The following is a 19,275-nucleotide window of genomic DNA, read 5'->3' as shown; positions in this document are numbered from 1 at the left end:
TGCCGTCTTCTTTTCACGGGCATTTTGTGTCGGCCCAATGAAAAAAAGCGCCACGGACCGAAGTCACATGGCGCTTTTTCAAACGTCAGACGTGTTAGTGCGCGTCTTTACCCGTTTCTACTTGCTGCATCGGCGCGGCGTCGAGCGGCGGCAGGCGCTTGCGTTCGCGCACGACGCGCTTCGGCGCTTCCACCTGGGCCGCGGCTTCGCGTGCTGCGCGGAGCTTGTCGGCGTCGGTGTTCACCCAGACGAGGCCTGCCGTATCCAGCATCGGCTTGAGCACTTCCTCCTTCAGGGCGACCGGAGCCGGAGCAGCTTGAGCAACCGGAGCGGGCGCTACGGCCGCTACGGGAGCCACGGTTTCCACCGGCTCGAACGTCTTTACCGGCTCGGATTCGACCGGTGCGGTCGTGTCTGCGACAACCGGCGCAGACGATGCGATGGACGAAACCGTCTCCGATGCCGGCGTCGCAGCAACAGGCGCTGTTTCCACCGGTTCAGCAACCTGAGCTTCCGGCGCTGCGTGAGCCACGACGGTTGCGACGACGGGCGCGGGTTCCGCTGCCTTCGGGGTATCGGCGAAAGGACTTTCGGCCTTTTCCTCCGCTACCTTCGGCGTCGGTCCGAACGGGTTTTCGATCGGCCGTGGTGACGCCGGCTTTTCGAAGACGATCGGCGCCGGCGCTTCGGCAACTGCTGCGCTGGTTTCGTGGACTGCATGAACTTCATGCGCCCCATGCTGCACGACAAAACCTTCCGCTTCGGCGCGTTTCGCTTCCACCGGCACAGCTTCCACCGGCGCAGCCGTCTCAACCGGCGCAACCGGCGCAACTTGTGCAACTTGTGCAACACGAACCGGCTCAGGCAACTCGGTCACGCTGATCGCGGCGGCCGAAACCGGCTCGACCGTGGCCACGTGCGCCGGTGCTTGCTCGGGTGCGTGAGCAGCCGGTTCCGTCTCGACGGGTTTAGCAGCAGGAGCGAAATCGCGGCCTTCATCGGCATCCGTATCGAACACGCCGGGCTGAGCGCGTTCGGCGTCGGCGTCGGCGTTGCCTTCGCTTTCCGCAACATCGGCGGCTTGATTGGCCGTCACGCCTTCTTCCTCGCGATCACGGCGTCCACCACGACGACCACGACGGCGACGACGACGCTCTTCACCTTCACGTGCTGCGCTGGCCTGATCGGCCTGCAACGTTTCGGCAGTGCCGTTTTGCTGCGATTCCTGATCCGATTGCGCGTTTTCCACCAACTCCGACACGACCGTTTCGCCTTGTGTCAACGCTTCGACGGCGGCTTCCGGCTGTGGCTTGCGGCGTTCGCCTCGTTCGGCGCGATCCCCACGCTCGCGACGTTCGCCGCGATCGGCAGCTTCAGCACGTTCCGGTGCGCGTTCACGGGTCTCGCGCGGTTCACGCGGTTCCCTTGGCTCACGCACTTCACGCTGCTCGCGGGGTTCGCGGCCTTCACGAGCCTCACGCGGTTCGCGACCTTCGCGTGCTTCACGCGGCTCACGGCCTTCACGGCCACCACGCGGTTCGCGCGGCTCGCGTGCTTCCTTCGGTTCCCGTTCTTCACGACGCGGGTTTTGACGGCCACCCGCCGTACCCGGCGCGCTCGCTGTGGTAGATCCCGCAGCCGCTGCGCTATCGCGCGAAGCAGCACCACCACGACGATTGCGGTTCCGCTCACCACCCTGACCCGAACGCTCCGGACGTTCGCCACGCGCCGGGCGAGCCGGCGTGGGCGCTGCGACCGGTGCGGGCGCCGGCTTGACTTCTGGCTGGACGCCGAACAGATTCTTCAACCAGCCGATAAACCCGCCCGCGCCAGCTGACGCAGCCACCACCGGCGCAGGCGCTGCGACCGGAGTCGCGACCCTCACCGGTGCGCTAGGCGCAGGCGATGCCGGCGTGATGCCCTTGACCATCGCTTCCTGCTTGGGCTTGATTTCTTCGGTGCGCTTGCTGTAACCCGTTTCGGATTCCAGCTCGTGCGCCGCTTCTTCGGCCATCTTCCACGAAGCGCGCGGTTCGTCCAGACGGGTATCGTCGTGACGCAGGCGTTCCAGCTTGTAATGCGGCGTTTCGAGATGCTTGTTCGGGATCAACACGACGTTGACCTTGAAGCGCGACTCGATCTTGTTGATTTCCGAACGCTTTTCGTTCAGCAGGAAGGCGGTGACTTCCACCGGCACCTGGCAATGAATTGCCGCGGTGTTCTCCTTCATTGCTTCTTCCTGAATGATCCGCAGCACTTGCAGCGCGGACGATTCGGTATCGCGAATGTGACCCGTGCCGTTACAGCGCGGGCACGTCACGTGGCTGCCTTCGGACAGCGCCGGGCGCAGCCGCTGACGCGACAGTTCCATCAAACCGAAGCGCGAAATCTTGCCCATTTGTACGCGAGCGCGGTCGTGCTTGAGCGCGTCTTTGAGACGCTGCTCGACTTCGCGCTGGCTCTTGGCCGACTCCATATCGATAAAGTCGATCACGATCAAGCCGCCCAGATCGCGCAGGCGCAACTGGCGCGCGACTTCATCGGCGGCTTCGAGGTTCGTGCGGGTCGCCGTTTCTTCGATATCCGCGCCCTTGGTCGAGCGCGCCGAGTTCACGTCGATTGCCACCAGCGCTTCCGTGTGGTCGATCACGATCGCGCCGCCCGAGGGCAACGGCACCGTGCGCGAATACGCGGTTTCAATCTGGTGTTCGATCTGGAAACGGGAGAAGAGGGGAACGTCGTCGTGATAGCGCTTAACTTTGCTCAAGTTATCCGGCATCACGATGTCCATGAAGGCGCTGGCCTGGTCATGGATCTCGGTGGTATCGATGAGAATTTCGCCGATATCCGGCTGGAAATAATCGCGGATCGCGCGGATCACCAAGCTGGATTCGAGATAAATCAGCATCGGCTTGCCGGCCACACCGCTTTGCGACGCCGCTTCCACCGCGCGCCACAATTGCATCAGGTAATTCAAATCCCACTGCAGTTCTTCAGCCGAGCGGCCAATCCCTGCCGTGCGCGCGATGATGCTCATGCCTTCCGGCAAATCGAGCTGCGCCATCGTTTCGCGCAATTCCTGACGCTCGTCGCCTTCAATCCGGCGCGACACACCACCGCCACGCGGGTTGTTCGGCATCAGGACGAGGTAACGCCCGGCCAGAGAAATAAACGTGGTGAGGGCTGCGCCCTTGTTGCCGCGCTCTTCCTTTTCGACCTGAACGATCAGTTCCTGACCTTCGCGCAGCGCGTCCTGGATGCGCGCGGAGCGCATGTCGACGCCGTCCTTGAAATACTGGCGGGCGACTTCCTTGAATGGCAGAAAACCGTGGCGGTCTTCGCCGTAGTTCACAAAACAGGCTTCGAGCGACGGCTCGATGCGGGTCACAACTCCCTTGTAGATATTGCCTTTGCGCTGTTCGCGCCCGGCGGTTTCGATGTCGATGTCGATGAGTTTTTGCCCATCGACGATAGCGACGCGCAATTCTTCTTGCTGCGTCGCGTTAAACAGCATGCGTTTCATTGGACGGCTCCAGAGCGGCTCTACCGGCCCCCATCGAGCGAATTCCCGCGGTTGTCAGTCGCGTGAAGCAGGAGGGCGGGCGCGCCGCGCTTTGTTGTTTGTTGTCACAAAGCACGCTGGGCGCAGGAGATCTGGCTCGGAGAATTGCCTGAATCGGGTTTTGCCACCGGCGTGCGACGAAGTACGTCGCGACGGGTAGAAAGCCCTGGGCACATGCGAACAGGTTTGACACGCCGTGAATCGACGGCTGGCGGCTTAAGCGGCACAGCGCTGCGGCTCGACGTCCTTCAAAAGAACCGAGGAGCCAGAAGCGCAGCCAGCAGCAGCCGAATGCCTCCTGACGCAGCCTCGGACAAACGGACGGTTTCAGCGCGGGTAGCGCACAAGCAAAACCGCCCTGTCTCTCTCAAAGCTGCAGCAGACTGCCGTTGTGGTTTCCCAGGTGCTCAAAGCGCCTGATAACCGCGTTGGGTGTCTCGCCTTATTACAGCGTCCGCCACGCTTCGCCCGTTTCAGCGCAGCTTGCAGCGGACCCTTGTTTTCTTCGCAACGGCCAAGCGGCGATGCTCCGTTCACCCTAACCTGATACCCGCCCAATATCTTCTCGATATCTGCCTGATACCCGGGGTCGAATCCGGAGAAGCCGAATAAAAATTCGGCCCTCATCGTCTCTCGCCGATAAAATTCTTGATCGCCAAAAATCCGTTACCGTGTCGACGATCGACTCGACCGAACGCGCCTGTGGGCACCGTCCCTGCCGTGCGATATCGTCGTGCGTGCAACTCGTTACTCCGTTTTCCGGGTGAGCAACTGGCCCTGGGCGCAAGTAAAATAACGGTTTACTGCTTGCACCTGTACAGTCTGACAACATCCGGCCAGCTTAGTGGCTTTTTCCAGACTGTCCGCAAATTATATTCAGAATGAATGAGTTAGGCAAAACATCCCATAAAAAGGTCGCGAGCGAACAGGTCTCAATGATCGAGATCGACGAGAATGCGGCGGGTCAGCGCATCGACAATTTTTTACTTCGCGTCTGTAAAGGCGTACCGAAAAGTCACATTTACCGGATTTTGCGCAGCGGGGAAGTGCGCGTGAACAAGGGCCGTATCGATGCAGCGTATCGGCTGGAAATGGGCGATCTCGTCCGTGTTCCGCCTATTCGTACTGCACAGTTGGACGAAACGCCGGTTTCATCGAATGCGCCCGCGGCTGAATTCCCCATACTATTTGAAGACGATCATCTGATCGTTATCGATAAACCTGCCGGCGTCGCCGTTCATGGTGGCAGCGGTGTGGCGTTCGGTGTTATCGAACAATTGCGCAACGCGCGTCCGCAGGCTAAATTCCTCGAATTGGTGCATCGGCTGGATCGCGAGACGTCCGGCGTCCTGATGCTCGCGAAAAAACGCTCCGCGCTGATCAATGTGCATGAGCAGATGCGCGATAACCGTATCGATAAACGCTATCAGGCGGTCGGTCACGGCGACTGGCTGGCGGGTTGGGGGCGTCGGCGGATCGTGAAGGAACCGCTGCACAAGTATCTGACGCCCGAAGGCGAGCGCCGCGTGCGCGTGCAGGACGACGGCCTCGCGTCGCATACCGTGTTCAACCTGATCGAGCGCTTTAGCGACTACGCCTGGGTCGAGGCGGAGCTGAAAACTGGCCGCACGCATCAGATTCGCGTGCATATGGCGCATATCGGCCTGCCGATCGCCGGGGACACTAAATACGGCGACTTCGCGCTAAACAAGAATCTGGCGCGCACCGACGCCAATCCGTCGCTCAAACGGATGTTTCTGCACGCTTTCCGGCTGAAACTCGTGCATCCGGCCACCGGCGAGACGCTTCAGGTCGAAGCGCCGCTGCCCGCCGAATGCCGGCGCTTCGTCGAACAACTCAAACAAAATTCCAGAGAGACCCAATAAATGGCCCGTCAGCAATTCGATCTGATTGTCTTCGACTGGGACGGCACCTTGATGGATTCCACGGCGCACATTACGCGCAGCATTCAGGCGGCGTGCCGCGACCTGAGCCTGCCCGTTCCCGCCGACGAAGCGGCAAGTTATGTGATCGGCCTGGGGCTGCGCGATGCTTTACAGATTGCCGCGCCCACGCTCGATCCCGTCGATTACCCGAAGCTTGCCGAGCGGTATCGATTCCATTATCTGATCAAGGGCGAGCAAACTGAGCTCTTCGATGGCGTGCGTCCCATGCTGCAAAATCTCCGTGACGAGGGTTATCTGCTCGCGGTCGCAACGGGCAAAAGCCGCGTGGGCCTGAACCGTGCGCTGGACCAGTCGCGCCTGACGAGCCTCTTCGATGGCACCCGCTGCGCCGACGAAACCTTCTCGAAGCCGCATCCGGCCATGCTGCACGAACTCACGCGCGAACTTGGGCAGGACGTGAGCCGCACGGTCATGATCGGCGATACGACGCACGATCTGCAGATGGCCAAGAATGCGGGCGCGGCGTCTATTGGCGTGACCTATGGCGCGCATCCGGCGAAGTCGCTGCATGCGCTGGAGCCGCTGTTCGTGGCCGAAAACGTGACCTCGCTCGGCGATTGGCTGCGGGAGCATGCATGACAGGAATGCCGCTTGAGCCGGTGCGGATTTGCGCATCGGAGGAACTGGTCGATGGCGGCGACGGCGTTCGCCATCAAGCCGTCGACAAAGGCGGCGAAGCCACCGTGTTTTTCGTCCGCTACGACGGCAAGCCTTTCGGCTACCTGAACCGCTGCGCACACGTGCCCATGGAGCTGGACTGGTCCGAAGGCAAGTTCTTCGAGAGCTCCGGCTTATACTTGATGTGCGCAACCCACGGCGCGATTTACGAGCCGGATACGGGAAAATGCGTCGGCGGGCCGTGTCGCGGCGCGCGTTTGCGGCGAGTGGCGGCGGAAGATCGCGATACGCCCGAAGGCCGCGCCGTCTTCTGGCTTCCCGACGACGATCTACGTCCGGCTTGACGCGCTTTAGCGGTCAGAACAAATCCGCTTTTCATTCTTAATCAGTCAACCAGGCGACGCATGTCCGATCAAAATCCCACCAATTCCGCGGATAAGGCGCGCCCCGCGCCCACCGGCGATAACTGGGAGCGCGCCGCGCTCGAGCGCATCGCGCTGGCGGCAATCACCGAACAACGTTCCGCGCGCCGCTGGCGTATCTTTTTCCGCTTCGTGTTCCTCGCCATCCTGGCGATAGCGGCCTGGAGCGCGTTCGATTTCACCAGCGACAAAGTTGCGAAAACCGCACGCCATACGGCGCTTGTGCAACTGGAAGGCGAGATTGCCGCCAATAGCGACGCCAGCGCGGACAACGTGAACGCAGCGCTCGACAGCGCTTTTGAAGACGACGGCACGGCTGCAGTGATCCTTCGCTGCAATAGCCCGGGCGGCAGTCCGGTGCAGGCCGGCATCATCAATCGCGAGATCACGCGCTTGCGGGCGAAATATCCGTCGAAACCGCTGTACGTGGTCGTCAACGACATGTGCGCGTCAGGCGGTTATTACGCCGCCGCAGCCGCAGACAAGATTTACGTCGATAAAGCGAGCATCGTCGGATCGATTGGCGTGCTGATGGACGGTTTCGGCTTTACGGGCTTGATGGAGAAGCTCGGTGTTGAGCGCCGGCTGCACACGTCGGGCGCAAATAAAGGCGCGTTCGACCCGTTCTCGCCCGAAACGCCGATCATGGACGCCCATGCGCAGGAAATGCTCGACCAGATTCACCAGCAATTCATCGATGCCGTCAAACAAGGCCGCGGCAAGCGGCTGAAAGAGACGCCCGAGGTGTTCTCCGGCATGTTCTGGACGGGGCAGAAGAGCGTGGAGCTGGGTCTCGCCGATGGTTTTGGCGACGCCGATTACGTCGCGCGCGAGATCGTCAAGCAGCCGGATATCGTCGATTACACGCAAAAGGAGAGCATTGGCGAGCGTGTGGCGCGCAAGTTTGGCGCAGCGGTCGGTAATGCATCGATGCACGCGTTAGTGATGGGCGGGAAGATGCAGTTGAAGTGAGTGCCGCAGCATTCTTCTGCTGAAAAACCGCTCGCCTTGAGTTTTCAGGCGAGCGGTTTTTTTTGCGTGTACGGGCTGGCTGAGAGCCTCAGGCCCCTAACAGTAGAAAAATCGCTGGCCGCTTATGCAACTCCGGTGCTGCCTTCTTTTTCCAGTCAGCCACCGTTCGCGTGACGATCGTCTCGGCCGGCAACGTCAGATCAACCGCGACGCACACCAGCGTCGACGGCGCGCAAGTCGCAAGCAGCGTATCGAGCAACGCGCGATTCCTGTACGGCGTCTCGATAAAAATCTGCGTCTGATTCGCCTTGCGCGACAAGACTTCCAGTTCGCGCAGGCGTTTGCCCCGTTCGGCGGCATCGACGGGAAGATAGCCGTTGAACGCAAAGCTCTGACCGTTCATGCCCGATGCCATCAACGCCAGCAGAATCGAACTGGGGCCGACGAACGGCACGACTTTCACGCCGCGCTCGTGCGCGCGCCGAACGAGCAGGGCGCCCGGATCGGCGACCGCCGGACAGCCGGCTTCGGAGACGAGGCCGGCGTCGGTGCCGGCCAGTATCGGTGCGAGCAGTTTTTCGACTTCGCCTGGCGGCGTGTTGACGTTGAGTTCGCGGATCTCGATTTCCTGAATCGGCCGCTCGGTTCCTACCTTCTTCAGGAAAGCGCGCGTGGTTTTCGCGTTTTCGCCGATGTAGTACTGCAGCGCCGCGGCACGGGCGCGCACGGGTTCGGGCAGGACGTCGGCGAGCGCGGCGCTATCGCCGTCGCCAAGCGTATTCGGGATCAGATACAGGACGCCGTTCATACTGCCTCCACCAACGGAAAGCCGGCCGCGCGCAACATCCGCGACAACGCGATCAGCGGCAAGCCGACCAGCGCAGTGGGATCGTCGGAGTGGATTGCATCGACGAGCGTGATGCCCAAGCCCTCCGATTTCGCGCTGCCCGCCACGTCGTAAGGCGTTTCGGCGAGCAAATAGGCTTGGATTTCCGCATCCGACAGGTCGCGAAACTGCACGCGCGTGACGATATCGGCGGACTGAATATGATCCGTGCGGCTATCGAACAGACAGAGCGCGCTGTGGAATTCGACGCTTTTACCGCGCATCGACTGAAGCTGGGCGCGGGCGTTGTCGTGCGTGCCGGGCTTGCCGATCTGGCGGCCGTCGCAGGTCGCGACCTGGTCCGACCCGATTACCAGCGCGCCAGGCGCACGTGCCGCAGCCGCACGCGCCTTGGCGATCGACAGCCGCACGGCCGTGGCTTCCGGCGCTTCGCCGTCGAGCGGCGTTTCGTCGATATCGGGCGAAATCACATCGAAGGGAAAACGCAACCGCTCGAGCAATTCCCGCCGGTAACGCGAACTCGATGCAAGGATGAGGCGCGGCTTATTTGAGGCGTCGGGCATGAAAAGGATGGGCTATGAACAAAAGGATTAAAGACTGAAACCGGACTGAAGCGGCGGCGCCGCAAACCGGAGCATAAGTGTTTGACTCGAAAAGACAAAGCCGCTATGATTTTGGGCTTTTCATCGGTATGCGAAGATCTTTTTCCGCATAGTCCGATGGCAGCGGTGGCTGGAAGTGTACCGAGATGTACCTCCGGAAGAGGGCCAGATGGGATTTGATCCAGGCGGTCCCACCGGAAATCGGGATAAACCACACCAGCCGGACGGGTCCGGTGCGGTGCATACTGCAGCTTCACCCCGGTCGTCCTCCGTGGACTTGCTATCCAGCGGTCACGGCAACGACCACTGCAGGAGCGCACATGACACAGAATCCTGGCAAACCTGCATGTCCCGCCGACTTGCGCGCACTCGACCTGTTCGAATTCGCCCAAAGCCGTCGGCAGGCAGCAGGCGGTGTACGCGTCTCGCAATTGCCGCGCATGTTGAACGAAGTGCCGGCAGATGCTCCTGACCGCGATACGGTATTTTCATGGCAGGCCGAAGGTTCCATGCAGCCCGAGCTGCAGGACGACGGCACTGAAGCGCCGCAGCCTTATTTGCGGCTCGCGGTTCACGGATCGGTCTGGGTCGAGTGTCAGCGCTGTGTTTCGCCGTATTCGCAGCACCTGGATGTCGATGCAACGTACCGCATTGTCACCACGGAAGAAGAAGCAGACGAGTTTCCGCTAGACAACGATGAAGTCGAGGTGATCGTTGGCTCACGCCAGTTCGATCTCGTCGACTTGATCGAAGATGAATTGTTGTTGTCCTTGCCGCTCGTGCCGAAGCACGATGTATGTCCTGAAGTGCACGAGAGCCTGGTAACGGGTCTCGACGGCGCCGAGGGCGAGCTGGACGATGGTGGTCTGAATGGCGATGCAGGCACGCAGCAGGATGGCGGCACAGGCAGACCCAATCCGTTCGCCGCGCTCGGTAAGCTCAAGCAAGGCGGTTCCGACGACAACACGCATTAAGTGCGTGCATTAAGTGCGTGAATTAACAACACGCATTAAAGAGTATTGATGTCCGGCGTCACGCCGGGTGTCTGATCATCAGGCGGCGCGCTGCGCCCGGAGAGACTCGCTGGCCATCAGGTCAGGGTCGCCGGTGCATCGAGCTGTGTTAGAATTCGCAAAATTTTTCTGGAGTCATCATGGCAGTTCAGCAAAACAAGAAATCGCCGTCCAAGCGCGGCATGCATCGTTCGCACGATTTCCTCACCGCAGCGCCGCTGGCCGTTGAGCCGAGCACGGGTGAAGTGCATCTGCGTCACCACGTGAGCCCGAACGGGTACTATCGTGGCAAGAAAGTCATCAAGACGAAGAACGACTAAGCGTACGACGCTTGTTGCGTCTAGCGTCACCGTCTTGACCCATGGTCTGACTCATCGTCGGAATCACGGTCTGAGCCACGGTTGTTCGCGCTTGACATGTTCCCGGTACGACAAGAAGGCGGCATTTCACTGCCGCTTTTTTGTGCCTGAAATTCGTCGCACTCCATGACCGTAAAGATCACTATCGACTGCATGGGAGGCGACCACGGCCCCGCCGTGACCGTTCCCGCCGCGGTCAGTTTCGTGCGTTCGCATCCCGATGCGCATTTGCTGCTCGTCGGCATCGAACCGGCCATCCGCGCGCAGCTCAAGAAGTGCAAAGCCACCGGCGAAACCCGGCTGACGGTTGTCCCTGCCACTGAAGTGGTCGAAATGGACGATCCGGTAGAGGTTGCGCTGCGCCGGAAAAAAGATTCGTCGATGCGGGTGGCGCTCAATCTCGTCAAAGACGGCCAGGCCCAGACCTGCATCTCGGCGGGCAACACCGGTGCATTGATGGCCGTGTCCCGCTACGTGCTCAAGACATTGCCGGGCATCGAACGGCCGGCTATCGCGTTCGCCATGCCAAGCCAGAAGGGCTTCACCACCGTGCTCGACCTGGGCGCGAACGTGGACTGCGAGCCGCAGCACTTGCTGCAATTCGCCGAAATGGGCCACGCGCTTGTCGCCGCTATCGGGGACAAGGAGCGGCCGACCATCGGTCTGCTCAACATCGGCGAAGAAGTCATCAAGGGCAACGACATCATCAAACGCGCCGGCGAACTGCTGCGCGCGAGCACGCTCAATTTCTACGGCAACGTGGAAGGCAACGACATCTATAAAGGCACGACCGACGTGGTCGTGTGCGACGGTTTTGTCGGCAACGTGGCGCTGAAAACCTCGGAAGGCCTCGCGCAGATGCTGAGCGACATGATCCGCGAAGAATTCAGCCGGTCGCTCGCGACCAAGCTGATGGCGCTCGTCGCGATGCCCGTTCTCAAACGCTTCAAACGGCGGGTCGACCCGGCCCAGTACAACGGCGCCGCGCTGCTCGGCTTGCGGGGGCTGGTCATCAAGAGCCACGGATCGGCCGAAGCCTACGGGTTTGAGTGGGCTATCAAACGCGGGTATGATGCGGTCAAAAATGGTGTGCTTGAACGCCTCGTGCGCGCCATGGAAGAAAACGCTGCTCCCGTGCAACAAGCGGCGCTCGGTGCTTCCGCTGACACTGCTGGCACCGTGGTCCCGAACCCGGCCGACCCCGTCGCCCCAGGCGATAATACGGTCGTTGCCCGCCCGCTCGTGCAGCCGGGCGAACCGGGTGCCGCGCTATCCTCGAAGGCATAATGGCTCAATCGAATCTCTACTCCCGCGTGATCGGAACGGGCAGTTACCTGCCGCCGGATCGTGTCACGAACCAGGATCTGGCCGAGCGTCTGGCAAAACAAGGTGTAGAAACGAGCGATGAGTGGATCGTCGCCCGCACCGGTATCCACGCACGTCATTTCGCCGCTCCTGATCAGACGACCAGCGAACTCGCGCTGCAGGCGTCGCGTCATGCAATCGAGGCAGCGGGTATCGATCCGCAGTCGATCGATCTGATCATTGTCGCCACCTCCACGCCCGATTTTGTTTTCCCCAGCACGGCTTGCCTACTGCAGAACAAGCTTGGCATCAAGAACAGCGGCGCGGCATTCGATATCCAGGCTGTCTGCTCGGGCTTCGCTTATGCCGTTGCAATGGCCGACAGCCTGATCCGCGGCGGCGCAAATCGCACGGCGCTGGTGGTTGGCGCTGAAACCTTCTCGCGCATTCTCGATTTCAACGACCGCACCACTTGCGTGCTGTTCGGCGACGGCGCGGGCGCTGTGATCCTGCAAGCCTCCGACGAACCCGGCGTACTCTCAAGCGCGCTTCACGCCGACGGCAGCCACGCGAACATCCTGTGCACGCCGGGCAATGTGAACAAGGGCGTGATTGAAGGCAGCGCGTTCCTGCACATGGACGGCCAGGCCGTGTTCAAGCTGGCGGTGAAGGTGCTCGAGAAAGTGGCCGTCGAGGCGCTTGAAAAGGCGCAGCTGAGCGCGAGCGACATCGACTGGCTGATTCCGCATCAGGCCAATATCCGCATCATGGAAAGCACCGCGCGCAAGTTGCACGTGCCGCTGGAGCGCATGGTCGTGACCGTTGGCGAGCACGGCAATACGTCGGCGGCATCGATTCCGCTCGCATTCGACGTCGCCGTGCGCGACGGCCGCATCAAGCGCGGCCAGCATGTGCTGATCGAAGGGGTTGGCGGCGGCTTCACGTGGGGCGCATCGGTCATCCGCTACTAAACCGATACGAGCTCCACGTCATTACGCCACACATCAGTCATTCGACAATCCAATTCGAGCAAGGACGTCATGAAATTTGCGTTCGTTTTTCCGGGACAAGGTTCCCAGTCGGTCGGCATGCTCAACGCATTTGCGGACCACGCCGTGGTGCGCGAAACCGTGCAGCAGGCATCCGATGCACTCGGCCAGGATCTGGGCAAATTGATCGCCGAAGGCCCGGTTGAAGAGCTGGGTCTTACCACCAACACGCAGCCCGTCATGCTTGCGGCCGCGTACGCGATTTATCGTGTGTGGGAAAAGGAAACCGGGTTGAAGCCGGCGATCCTCGCGGGTCATAGCCTCGGTGAATACACCGCGTTGGTTGCTGCTGGGGCGCTCGCGTTTTCGGCAGCCGTGCCGCTCGTGCGGTTTCGTGCGCAAGCCATGCAGAGCGCCGTGCCCGTGGGCGAGGGTGGGATGGCGGCAATTCTTGGTCTCGACGACGACGCCGTGCGCGCCGTCTGCGCCGAAGCATCGGTGGCAGGGATTGTGGAAGCGGTGAACTTCAACGCGCCGTCCCAAGTGGTGATCGCGGGTTCCAAAGCAGGCGTAGAAAAAGCCTGCGAAATCGCCAAGGCCAAGGGCGCGAAACGCGCGTTGCCGCTGCCGGTGTCGGCCCCGTTCCATTCGTCGCTGCTCAAGCCGGCGTCGGACCAGTTGCGTGAGTATCTGGCAAGTGTCGATATCGGCGTGCCGAAGATTCCACTGATCAATAACATTGATGTAGCAAGCGTCGCCGAACCGGCCGCCATCAAGGACGCGCTCGTGCGTCAGGCTGCAGGTCCCGTGCGCTGGGTCGAAACCGTACAAAAGATGGCGCACGAACACGTCACGCACGTGATCGAATGCGGTCCGGGCAAGGTGCTCAACGGGCTGACGAAGCGCATCGACGGCACGCTGATCGGCGCGTCGATCTTCGATCCGGCTTCGCTTGAAGAAACCCGCAAACTGCTCGTCGGCTGAACTCGTTAGCCAGATACGTCAAAGACATAAGCCAAGGACAAGGAACGGACCAAGATGATTCTGGACAAGCACATTGTGGTCGTGACGGGCGCGTCGCGCGGTATCGGCCGGTCGATTGCGGTCGAACTCGCCCGTCAGGGCGCGACCGTGATCGGCACGGCAACCAGCGAAAGCGGTGCCGAGGGCATTACCGCGGCGCTGAAAGAGGTCGGCGGACAGGGGCGCGGCGCGGTGCTCAACGTGACTGACGCGGCCGCGAGCGAAGCGTTTATCGACGGCGTGGTCAAGGAATTCGGCGGGCTCAACGTGCTGGTGAACAACGCCGGGATCACGAAAGATCAGTTGGCCATGCGCATGAAGGACGACGAATTCGACGCTGTCATCGATACAAACCTGCGCGCCGTTTTCCGCCTCTCGCGCGCGGTGCTGCGCCCGATGATGAAGGCGCGCGGCGGACGGATCATCAATATCACCTCGGTGGTGGCGTCGTCGGGCAATCCCGGCCAAGCCAACTACGCGGCCGCGAAGGCCGGCGTGGCGGGCATGACGCGGGCGCTGGCCCGTGAAATCGGCAGCCGCGGGATTACGGTGAACTGCATTGCGCCGGGTTTTATCGATACCGACATGACCAAGGTGCTACCCGAAGCGCAGCGCGCGGCGCTCACAGCACAGATACCACTCGGCCGACTGGGCAGCCCTGAAGATATCGCTCATGCTGTGGCTTTCCTTGCTTCCCCGCTCGCTGGCTACATAACGGGTACGACGCTTCATGTGAACGGCGGCATGTACATGTGACAGGCATTTGGTTAATATCCGCGCCTTGGCGGGTGCGCAAAATGTTAATTTAAGCAGGGTGCGCGAGACGCGGAATGCGCTGTCAGAAGTGGTAATCAGGAAAGAGCGTGACGGGCATCAAAGGCATGTCACGCGCGAAAGAAAGGTGAATCCGTGCGTGGGTATTTACAGGTACAAACCTGATAAAATGCGCGCACTTGTGTTTTTGAACTACATTTCCCTCGGAGGGCTGCATGGACAATATCGAACAGCGCGTGAAGAAGATCGTCGCCGAACAACTGGGCGTCGCCGAAGCCGAAATCAAGAACGAAGCTTCGTTCGTCAACGATCTGGGCGCTGACTCGCTCGACACCGTCGAACTCGTGATGGCTCTCGAAGACGAATTCGGCATGGAAATTCCTGACGAAGAAGCCGAGAAGATCACGACGGTTCAGCAGGCGATCGACTACGCTCGCGCCAACGTCAAGGCTTAAAGCCCGCGCGCCAAGCTGCATCTACAGTATTCGGGGTTGACGCTCTGTCGCGATTCGAACCGATTTAACAGCCACAGGGCTCACAGGGCAATTTCCTGTGGATCTTGTGGCTTTTGCTTTTTGTCATTTATGGATAAGGGGTTACCGTGAGCCGTCGTCGTGTTGTTGTTACAGGCCTTGGGCTGATTTCGCCTGTCGGCAATACCGTTGCCGACGGCTGGGCCAATCTGGTCGCCGGCAAGTCGGGTATCGCCGAGATCACGAAGTTCGATGCCACGAACTTCTCCACGCGCTTTGCCGGTGAAGTCAAAGGCTTCAATGTCGAAGACTACATGCCGGCCAAGGAAGCGCGCCACATGGATACCTTTATCCATTACGGCATCGCAGCGGGCGTGCAGGCCATGCGGGACAGCGGGCTGGAAATCACCGAGGAAAACTCCGAGCGCGTAGGGGTGGTGGTCGGCTCGGGAATCGGCGGCTTGCCGATGATTGAAGTCACGCAAACCGAATTGCTGAATCGCGGTCCGCGCCGGATTTCGCCGTTCTTCGTGCCGGCGTCGATCATCAACATGATCTCTGGCCATCTCTCCATCCGCTTTGGTTTGAAAGGACCGAATCTCGCCATCGTGACCGCGTGTACGACGGGGCTGCATTGCATCGGCGAAGGCTCGCGGCTGATCGAATACGGCGACGCCGACGTGATGATCTGCGGCGGATCTGAGGCGACCGTGTCGCCATTGGGTGTCGGCGGCTTCGCGGCTGCGCGCGCGTTGTCGCAACGCAACGACGACCCGGCGACCGCCAGCCGTCCGTGGGACAAGGATCGCGACGGTTTTGTGCTGGGCGAAGGGGCGGGCGTGATGGTGCTCGAAGAGTACGAACACGCGAAGGCGCGCGGCGCGAAGATCTACGCCGAAGTCAGCGGCTACGGCATGAGCGGCGACGCGTATCACATGACCGCACCGCCGGAAGATGGCGATGGCGCGCGTCGCAGCATGCGCAACGCGTTGAAAAACGCTCAGATCAATGCGGACGAAGTGCACTACCTGAACGCGCACGGCACGTCCACGCCGCTTGGCGATCTGGCCGAAACCATCGGTATCAAGAATACCTTCGGCGACCACGCGAAGAAGATCGTAGTGAACTCGACCAAGTCGATGACGGGCCATTTGCTCGGCGGCGCCGGCGGGCTGGAGTCGGTCTTCACGGTGCTGGCGTTGCATCACCAGATCTCCCCGCCCACCATCAACATCTTCAACCAGGACCCGCAGTGCGACCTGGACTACTGCGCGAATGAAGCGCGGGAGATGAAGATCGACGTGGCGCTGAAGAACTCGTTCGGTTTCGGCGGCACGAACGGCACGCTCGTTTTCAAGCGGCATTGAGCGGCGCGCGCTTTGAGTTCGTGCAGGATTGGCGAGTGACGAGTGCGCAAAACTCCCAGCGGGAGGCCTCGGCGGAAGTATTCGCCGAGTTCCCGCGCCGGCAAAAAATCCGTCCCTCGCGATTGTTGTGGGGCGCGATGGCTGCGTTCGTGGCCATCGCGGCCGGATCGGTATTTCAGTGTGTATCGGCGTATGGCGGATTTTTTGACGCCGGCGTCGCGGCGTCGCGGCGTCGCGGCGTTGGCGGCGATGGTCGCGCTGGCCGCTGCGGCCTGGAATGGCGAGCGGCGCCGGCCCGTCGCGTTTGAGATCGGGCAGGACGGTTTGACCACGTGGGATCGCGCGGGTCATGCGCAATACCGGCGTATTTCGGGTTGCGCCCAGTGGAGCGACCGCTTGCCCTCATCCTGGTGCCGGCAGAGGGCCGTTCTGCATCGTTTCTCGTGCCTGCCGACGCTCTCTTCGACACCTCCGCGTTCCGCGAACTGGCCGTGCGCGCCCGGCGTTGCGCCCAGGAACATCTGTAACGCTTGTAACCGCCAATCAGCATCCGGCGCGTCCCAGCGGCGTAACGCTACAATAGCCCTCCGCGTAGCACTCCCAAAGTTAATGGATTTCCCAGGTGAGCGAAAAAGAAATCGATCAGGTACTGGTCGAACGCGTGCAAAAGGGCGATAAAGCAGCGTTCGAGCTACTGGTCGCCAAATATCAGCGCAAAATCATCCGGCTTATCTCGCGTCTCGTGCGGGATCCGGCCGAGGTCGAGGACGTCGCGCAAGACGCCTTCATCAAGGCTTATCGTGCGTTGCCGCAGTTTCGCGGAGAATCGGCGTTTTATACTTGGCTTTACCGGATTGCGGTGAACACCGCGAAGAATTACCTTGCCACTCAGAGCCGGCGTGCTCCAACTTCTACCGAAGCTGATGCAGAAGAAGCGGAAACTTTCTCCGACGCAGACCAACTAAGGGATATCAACACGCCTGAGTCGATGTTGATGAGCAAGCAGATCGCACAGACGGTCAATGCTGCAATGGCGGTTTTACCGGAAGAGTTGCGCACCGCCATTACTCTTCGTGAGATTGAAGGTCTGAGCTACGAGGAAATTGCCGAAATGATGGGTTGCCCGATCGGAACCGTCAGATCAAGAATTTTTCGTGCTCGCGAAGCCATTGCGGCAAAATTGCGTCCATTGCTGGACACTCCCGAAGGCAAGCGCTGGTAACAGCGAAGGTGCGCGGGGCAGGGACGCGGTATCTGGGTCAGGTAGTGTCACTACGGGGTGCAGTCAAGATGGGGAGCATCATGGGGTCGGTTTCGGTGCAATCGCAAGCTAGCTCGCGAGGCGAGCGTCTGTCCGCTTTTGTCGACGGTGAATCCTTCGACGGTTCGGGCGACATCAGTCAGTTTCTTTCCGGGTTTACGCAGAAGGAACGCGCGGCGTGGTCGGATTACCACTTGATCGGCGACGCGCTGCGTTCCGACGATCTCGCGGCCAGTCCGGCAGCCAGCAGCGCGTTCATGAACGCGTTCTCGGCGCGCTTCGAGGCAGAAGCTCACGTATTCGCCCCTGCGGCCATTCCGGCGGTCGCCGCCGAGCGGGTCCGTTCGCGGATGTTCCGCCGCCGCGTGGTGCCGGCCTTCGCGGTCGCGGCTGCCGCAGCCACGCTGACGTGGATCGTCGTGCCGCAGTTGCAGGGCGTGGACGGCCGTAACGGCGTGCAAGTGGCTAGCTTGTCGTCGGATCACGTGCAGCGCGTAGCCATGGCTTCAATGCCTGCCGCCAGCACGCGCTCGCCGGTTGTCGAGGCGAACATCATTCGCGACGCAAGCCTCGACCAGTATCTCGAAGCGCATCAGCAATTCTCCCAACAGCCCGTCATGCCGGGCTCGATGCCTTTGATCCGCACGGCGGCTACCAGCCAAGGCCAATAACTGATGCAACGTGTGCGGTTGAACAAAACGACTCATTGGGGGCGGTTGCCGGCGTTGATGTTCTGTGCAGCCGTGTTGTTATCCGCAGCATCCAGTTCTTTTGCGCAAGGCGACGATCCCGCCGCCGTGCGCAAGTCCGCTGCGGACCTGCTTAACCGGATTCACGACGCCGCACAGCAGCAGAATTACGAAGGCACCTTCGTCTACCAGCGTGGGACGACGGTGCAATCGTCGCGGATCACCCATTCGGCGGCGCGCAGCGACGGTGAGTTCGAGTCGCTGGAAAGCCTGGATGGCAAGCCTCGCAAGATGCTTCGCCACGACGACGACATGTATACGTTCGTGCCCGAACGTCATCTGCTGGTCGTCGAAAAACGTCAGAACAAGGATGCGTTCCCGTCGCTGCTCACGACCAGCAGCGACCAGGTTCTGACGGTCTACGAGCCGAAAATGCTGGGTGCGGACCGCGTAGCCGGGATCGACAGCCAGGTGATCGAGCTTGATCCGAAAGATGCCTGGCGCTTTGCCTACAAGCTCTGGGCCGACTCGAAAACCGGTCTCCTGCTGCGCGCTCAGACGCTTGGGCCCGACGGTCAGGTGCTCGAGCAGCTTTCATTTTCGCAAGTTCGGATTGGCGGGTCCGTCGACCGGGCTGCTATCGCGAACGGGATCAAGAACATAGCCGGGTGGACGGTCGTGCGGCCGCCGGTTCAGCCGGTAAATATGGAAGCGCAAGGCTGGAAAATTGCGCCTGCCGTTCCGGGTTTCCGCGAGATTCGCGAGTTGCGCCGGCCGATGGCATCGAGTGAGGAAGGGCAGCCTCCCATTCCCGTCGATCAGGCTGTTTTCTCCGACGGTCTTGCCGCAATCTCCATTTTCGTCGAGCCAGTGGAAAAAAATTCGCGCAAGGAAGGCGCGGGCGATAGCGGCGCGACGCACGTGCTGGTCAAGCGCCGGGGCGATTTCTGGATCACCTTGCTGGGCGAAGTGCCCCAAGCCACGTTGCAGCAATTTGCTTCTGCCATAGAATACAAGCCTTCCAAGTAATTC

General features: G+C 61.0%; 19 protein-coding genes. 16 read left to right on the top strand and 3 right to left on the bottom strand.

Annotated elements, in window-relative coordinates; all coding sequences use genetic code 11:
• Nucleotides 1-94: 94 nt before the first annotated feature.
• Nucleotides 95-3,523 carry an Rne/Rng family ribonuclease gene (locus M0D69_RS07515; protein WP_301781427.1) on the bottom strand — a complete coding sequence of 1,143 codons (3,429 nt, stop codon included), beginning with the start codon at nucleotides 3,521-3,523 and terminating at the stop codon, nucleotides 95-97.
• 920 nt (nucleotides 3,524-4,443) lie between these two features.
• Here M0D69_RS07515 and M0D69_RS07510 point away from each other — a divergent pair.
• Genes M0D69_RS07510 through M0D69_RS07495 form a run of 4 tightly spaced genes read left to right on the top strand, consistent with a single transcriptional unit; the run spans nucleotide 4,444 to nucleotide 7,541 of the window.
• A complete protein-coding gene (locus tag M0D69_RS07510) occupies nucleotides 4,444-5,448 on the top strand; it encodes an RluA family pseudouridine synthase (protein ID WP_301781426.1) in 1,005 nt (334 codons plus the stop codon).
• A complete protein-coding gene (locus M0D69_RS07505) occupies nucleotides 5,449-6,108 on the top strand; it encodes an HAD-IIIA family hydrolase (protein WP_301781425.1) in 660 nt (219 codons plus the stop codon).
• Nucleotides 6,105-6,491: a Rieske 2Fe-2S domain-containing protein gene (locus M0D69_RS07500; RefSeq protein ID WP_301781424.1), complete on the top strand. Its 387-nt coding sequence runs from the start codon at nucleotides 6,105-6,107 to the stop codon at nucleotides 6,489-6,491. The genes M0D69_RS07505 and M0D69_RS07500 overlap by 4 nt, the downstream gene beginning before the upstream one ends.
• A 60-nt stretch (nucleotides 6,492-6,551) precedes the next feature.
• Nucleotides 6,552-7,541 (top strand): S49 family peptidase, encoded by a 990-nt coding sequence (locus tag M0D69_RS07495; RefSeq protein WP_301781423.1) that lies wholly within the window; start codon nucleotides 6,552-6,554, stop codon nucleotides 7,539-7,541.
• An 88-nt stretch (nucleotides 7,542-7,629) separates the two neighbouring features.
• On the opposite strand, the gene M0D69_RS07490 is transcribed toward M0D69_RS07495, so the two are convergent.
• Nucleotides 7,630-8,349 carry an SAM-dependent methyltransferase gene (locus tag M0D69_RS07490; RefSeq protein WP_301781422.1) on the bottom strand — a complete coding sequence of 240 codons (720 nt, stop codon included), beginning with the start codon at nucleotides 8,347-8,349 and terminating at the stop codon, nucleotides 7,630-7,632.
• Nucleotides 8,346-8,951 (bottom strand): Maf-like protein, encoded by a 606-nt coding sequence (locus tag M0D69_RS07485; RefSeq protein WP_301781421.1) that lies wholly within the window; start codon nucleotides 8,949-8,951, stop codon nucleotides 8,346-8,348. The genes M0D69_RS07490 and M0D69_RS07485 overlap by 4 nt, the downstream gene beginning before the upstream one ends.
• Before the next feature lie 359 nt (nucleotides 8,952-9,310).
• Here M0D69_RS07485 and M0D69_RS07480 point away from each other — a divergent pair, with 359 nt between their 5' ends.
• The 12 genes from M0D69_RS07480 (at nucleotide 9,311) to M0D69_RS07425 (ending at nucleotide 19,272) form a co-directional block, all read left to right on the top strand.
• The gene (locus tag M0D69_RS07480) at nucleotides 9,311-9,964 is read left to right on the top strand and encodes a YceD family protein (RefSeq protein ID WP_301781420.1); all 654 of its coding nucleotides are present in this window, start codon (nucleotides 9,311-9,313) and stop codon (nucleotides 9,962-9,964) included.
• Nucleotides 9,965-10,143: 179 nt separating this feature from the next.
• Nucleotides 10,144-10,323 carry a 50S ribosomal protein L32 gene (rpmF, locus tag M0D69_RS07475; RefSeq protein ID WP_047844776.1) on the top strand — a complete coding sequence of 60 codons (180 nt, stop codon included), beginning with the start codon at nucleotides 10,144-10,146 and terminating at the stop codon, nucleotides 10,321-10,323.
• Nucleotides 10,324-10,488: 165 nt separating this feature from the next.
• Complete coding sequence (gene plsX / locus M0D69_RS07470; RefSeq protein ID WP_367619692.1) at nucleotides 10,489-11,649, top strand: phosphate acyltransferase PlsX; 1,161 nt, start codon at nucleotides 10,489-10,491, stop codon at nucleotides 11,647-11,649.
• A complete protein-coding gene (locus M0D69_RS07465) occupies nucleotides 11,649-12,638 on the top strand; it encodes a beta-ketoacyl-ACP synthase III (RefSeq protein WP_301781419.1) in 990 nt (329 codons plus the stop codon). The genes plsX and M0D69_RS07465 overlap by 1 nt, the downstream gene beginning before the upstream one ends.
• A gap of 69 nt (nucleotides 12,639-12,707) precedes the next feature.
• Nucleotides 12,708-13,640: an ACP S-malonyltransferase gene (fabD, locus tag M0D69_RS07460; RefSeq protein ID WP_301781418.1), complete on the top strand. Its 933-nt coding sequence runs from the start codon at nucleotides 12,708-12,710 to the stop codon at nucleotides 13,638-13,640.
• Nucleotides 13,641-13,694: 54 nt separating this feature from the next.
• Entirely contained in the window at nucleotides 13,695-14,435 is a 741-nt protein-coding gene (gene fabG / locus M0D69_RS07455; RefSeq protein WP_301781417.1) for a 3-oxoacyl-ACP reductase FabG, read from the top strand.
• Nucleotides 14,436-14,668: 233 nt separating this feature from the next.
• On the top strand, nucleotides 14,669-14,908 hold the full coding sequence (gene acpP, locus M0D69_RS07450) for an acyl carrier protein (protein WP_004197638.1): 240 nt from the start codon (nucleotides 14,669-14,671) through the stop codon (nucleotides 14,906-14,908).
• Between the two features lie 146 nt (nucleotides 14,909-15,054).
• Complete coding sequence (gene fabF, locus M0D69_RS07445; RefSeq protein ID WP_301781416.1) at nucleotides 15,055-16,293, top strand: beta-ketoacyl-ACP synthase II; 1,239 nt, start codon at nucleotides 15,055-15,057, stop codon at nucleotides 16,291-16,293.
• 35 nt (nucleotides 16,294-16,328) lie between these two features.
• Complete coding sequence (locus tag M0D69_RS07440) at nucleotides 16,329-16,601, top strand: hypothetical protein (RefSeq protein ID WP_301781415.1); 273 nt, start codon at nucleotides 16,329-16,331, stop codon at nucleotides 16,599-16,601.
• A 314-nt stretch (nucleotides 16,602-16,915) separates the two neighbouring features.
• On the top strand, nucleotides 16,916-17,515 hold the full coding sequence (gene rpoE / locus M0D69_RS07435; RefSeq protein ID WP_047844769.1) for an RNA polymerase sigma factor RpoE: 600 nt from the start codon (nucleotides 16,916-16,918) through the stop codon (nucleotides 17,513-17,515).
• Nucleotides 17,516-17,595: 80 nt separating this feature from the next.
• Complete coding sequence (locus M0D69_RS07430) at nucleotides 17,596-18,225, top strand: sigma-E factor negative regulatory protein (RefSeq protein WP_301781414.1); 630 nt, start codon at nucleotides 17,596-17,598, stop codon at nucleotides 18,223-18,225.
• Nucleotides 18,226-18,228: 3 nt separating this feature from the next.
• Nucleotides 18,229-19,272 carry a MucB/RseB C-terminal domain-containing protein gene (locus M0D69_RS07425; RefSeq protein WP_301781413.1) on the top strand — a complete coding sequence of 348 codons (1,044 nt, stop codon included), beginning with the start codon at nucleotides 18,229-18,231 and terminating at the stop codon, nucleotides 19,270-19,272.
• Nucleotides 19,273-19,275: the final 3 nt, after the last annotated feature.

It is taken from the genome of Caballeronia sp. SEWSISQ10-4 2 (assembly GCF_030464885.1).
In the GTDB taxonomy this organism is placed as follows: Bacteria; Pseudomonadota; Gammaproteobacteria; order Burkholderiales; family Burkholderiaceae; genus Caballeronia.
This window is presented reverse-complemented; position numbering and strand designations above follow the sequence as displayed.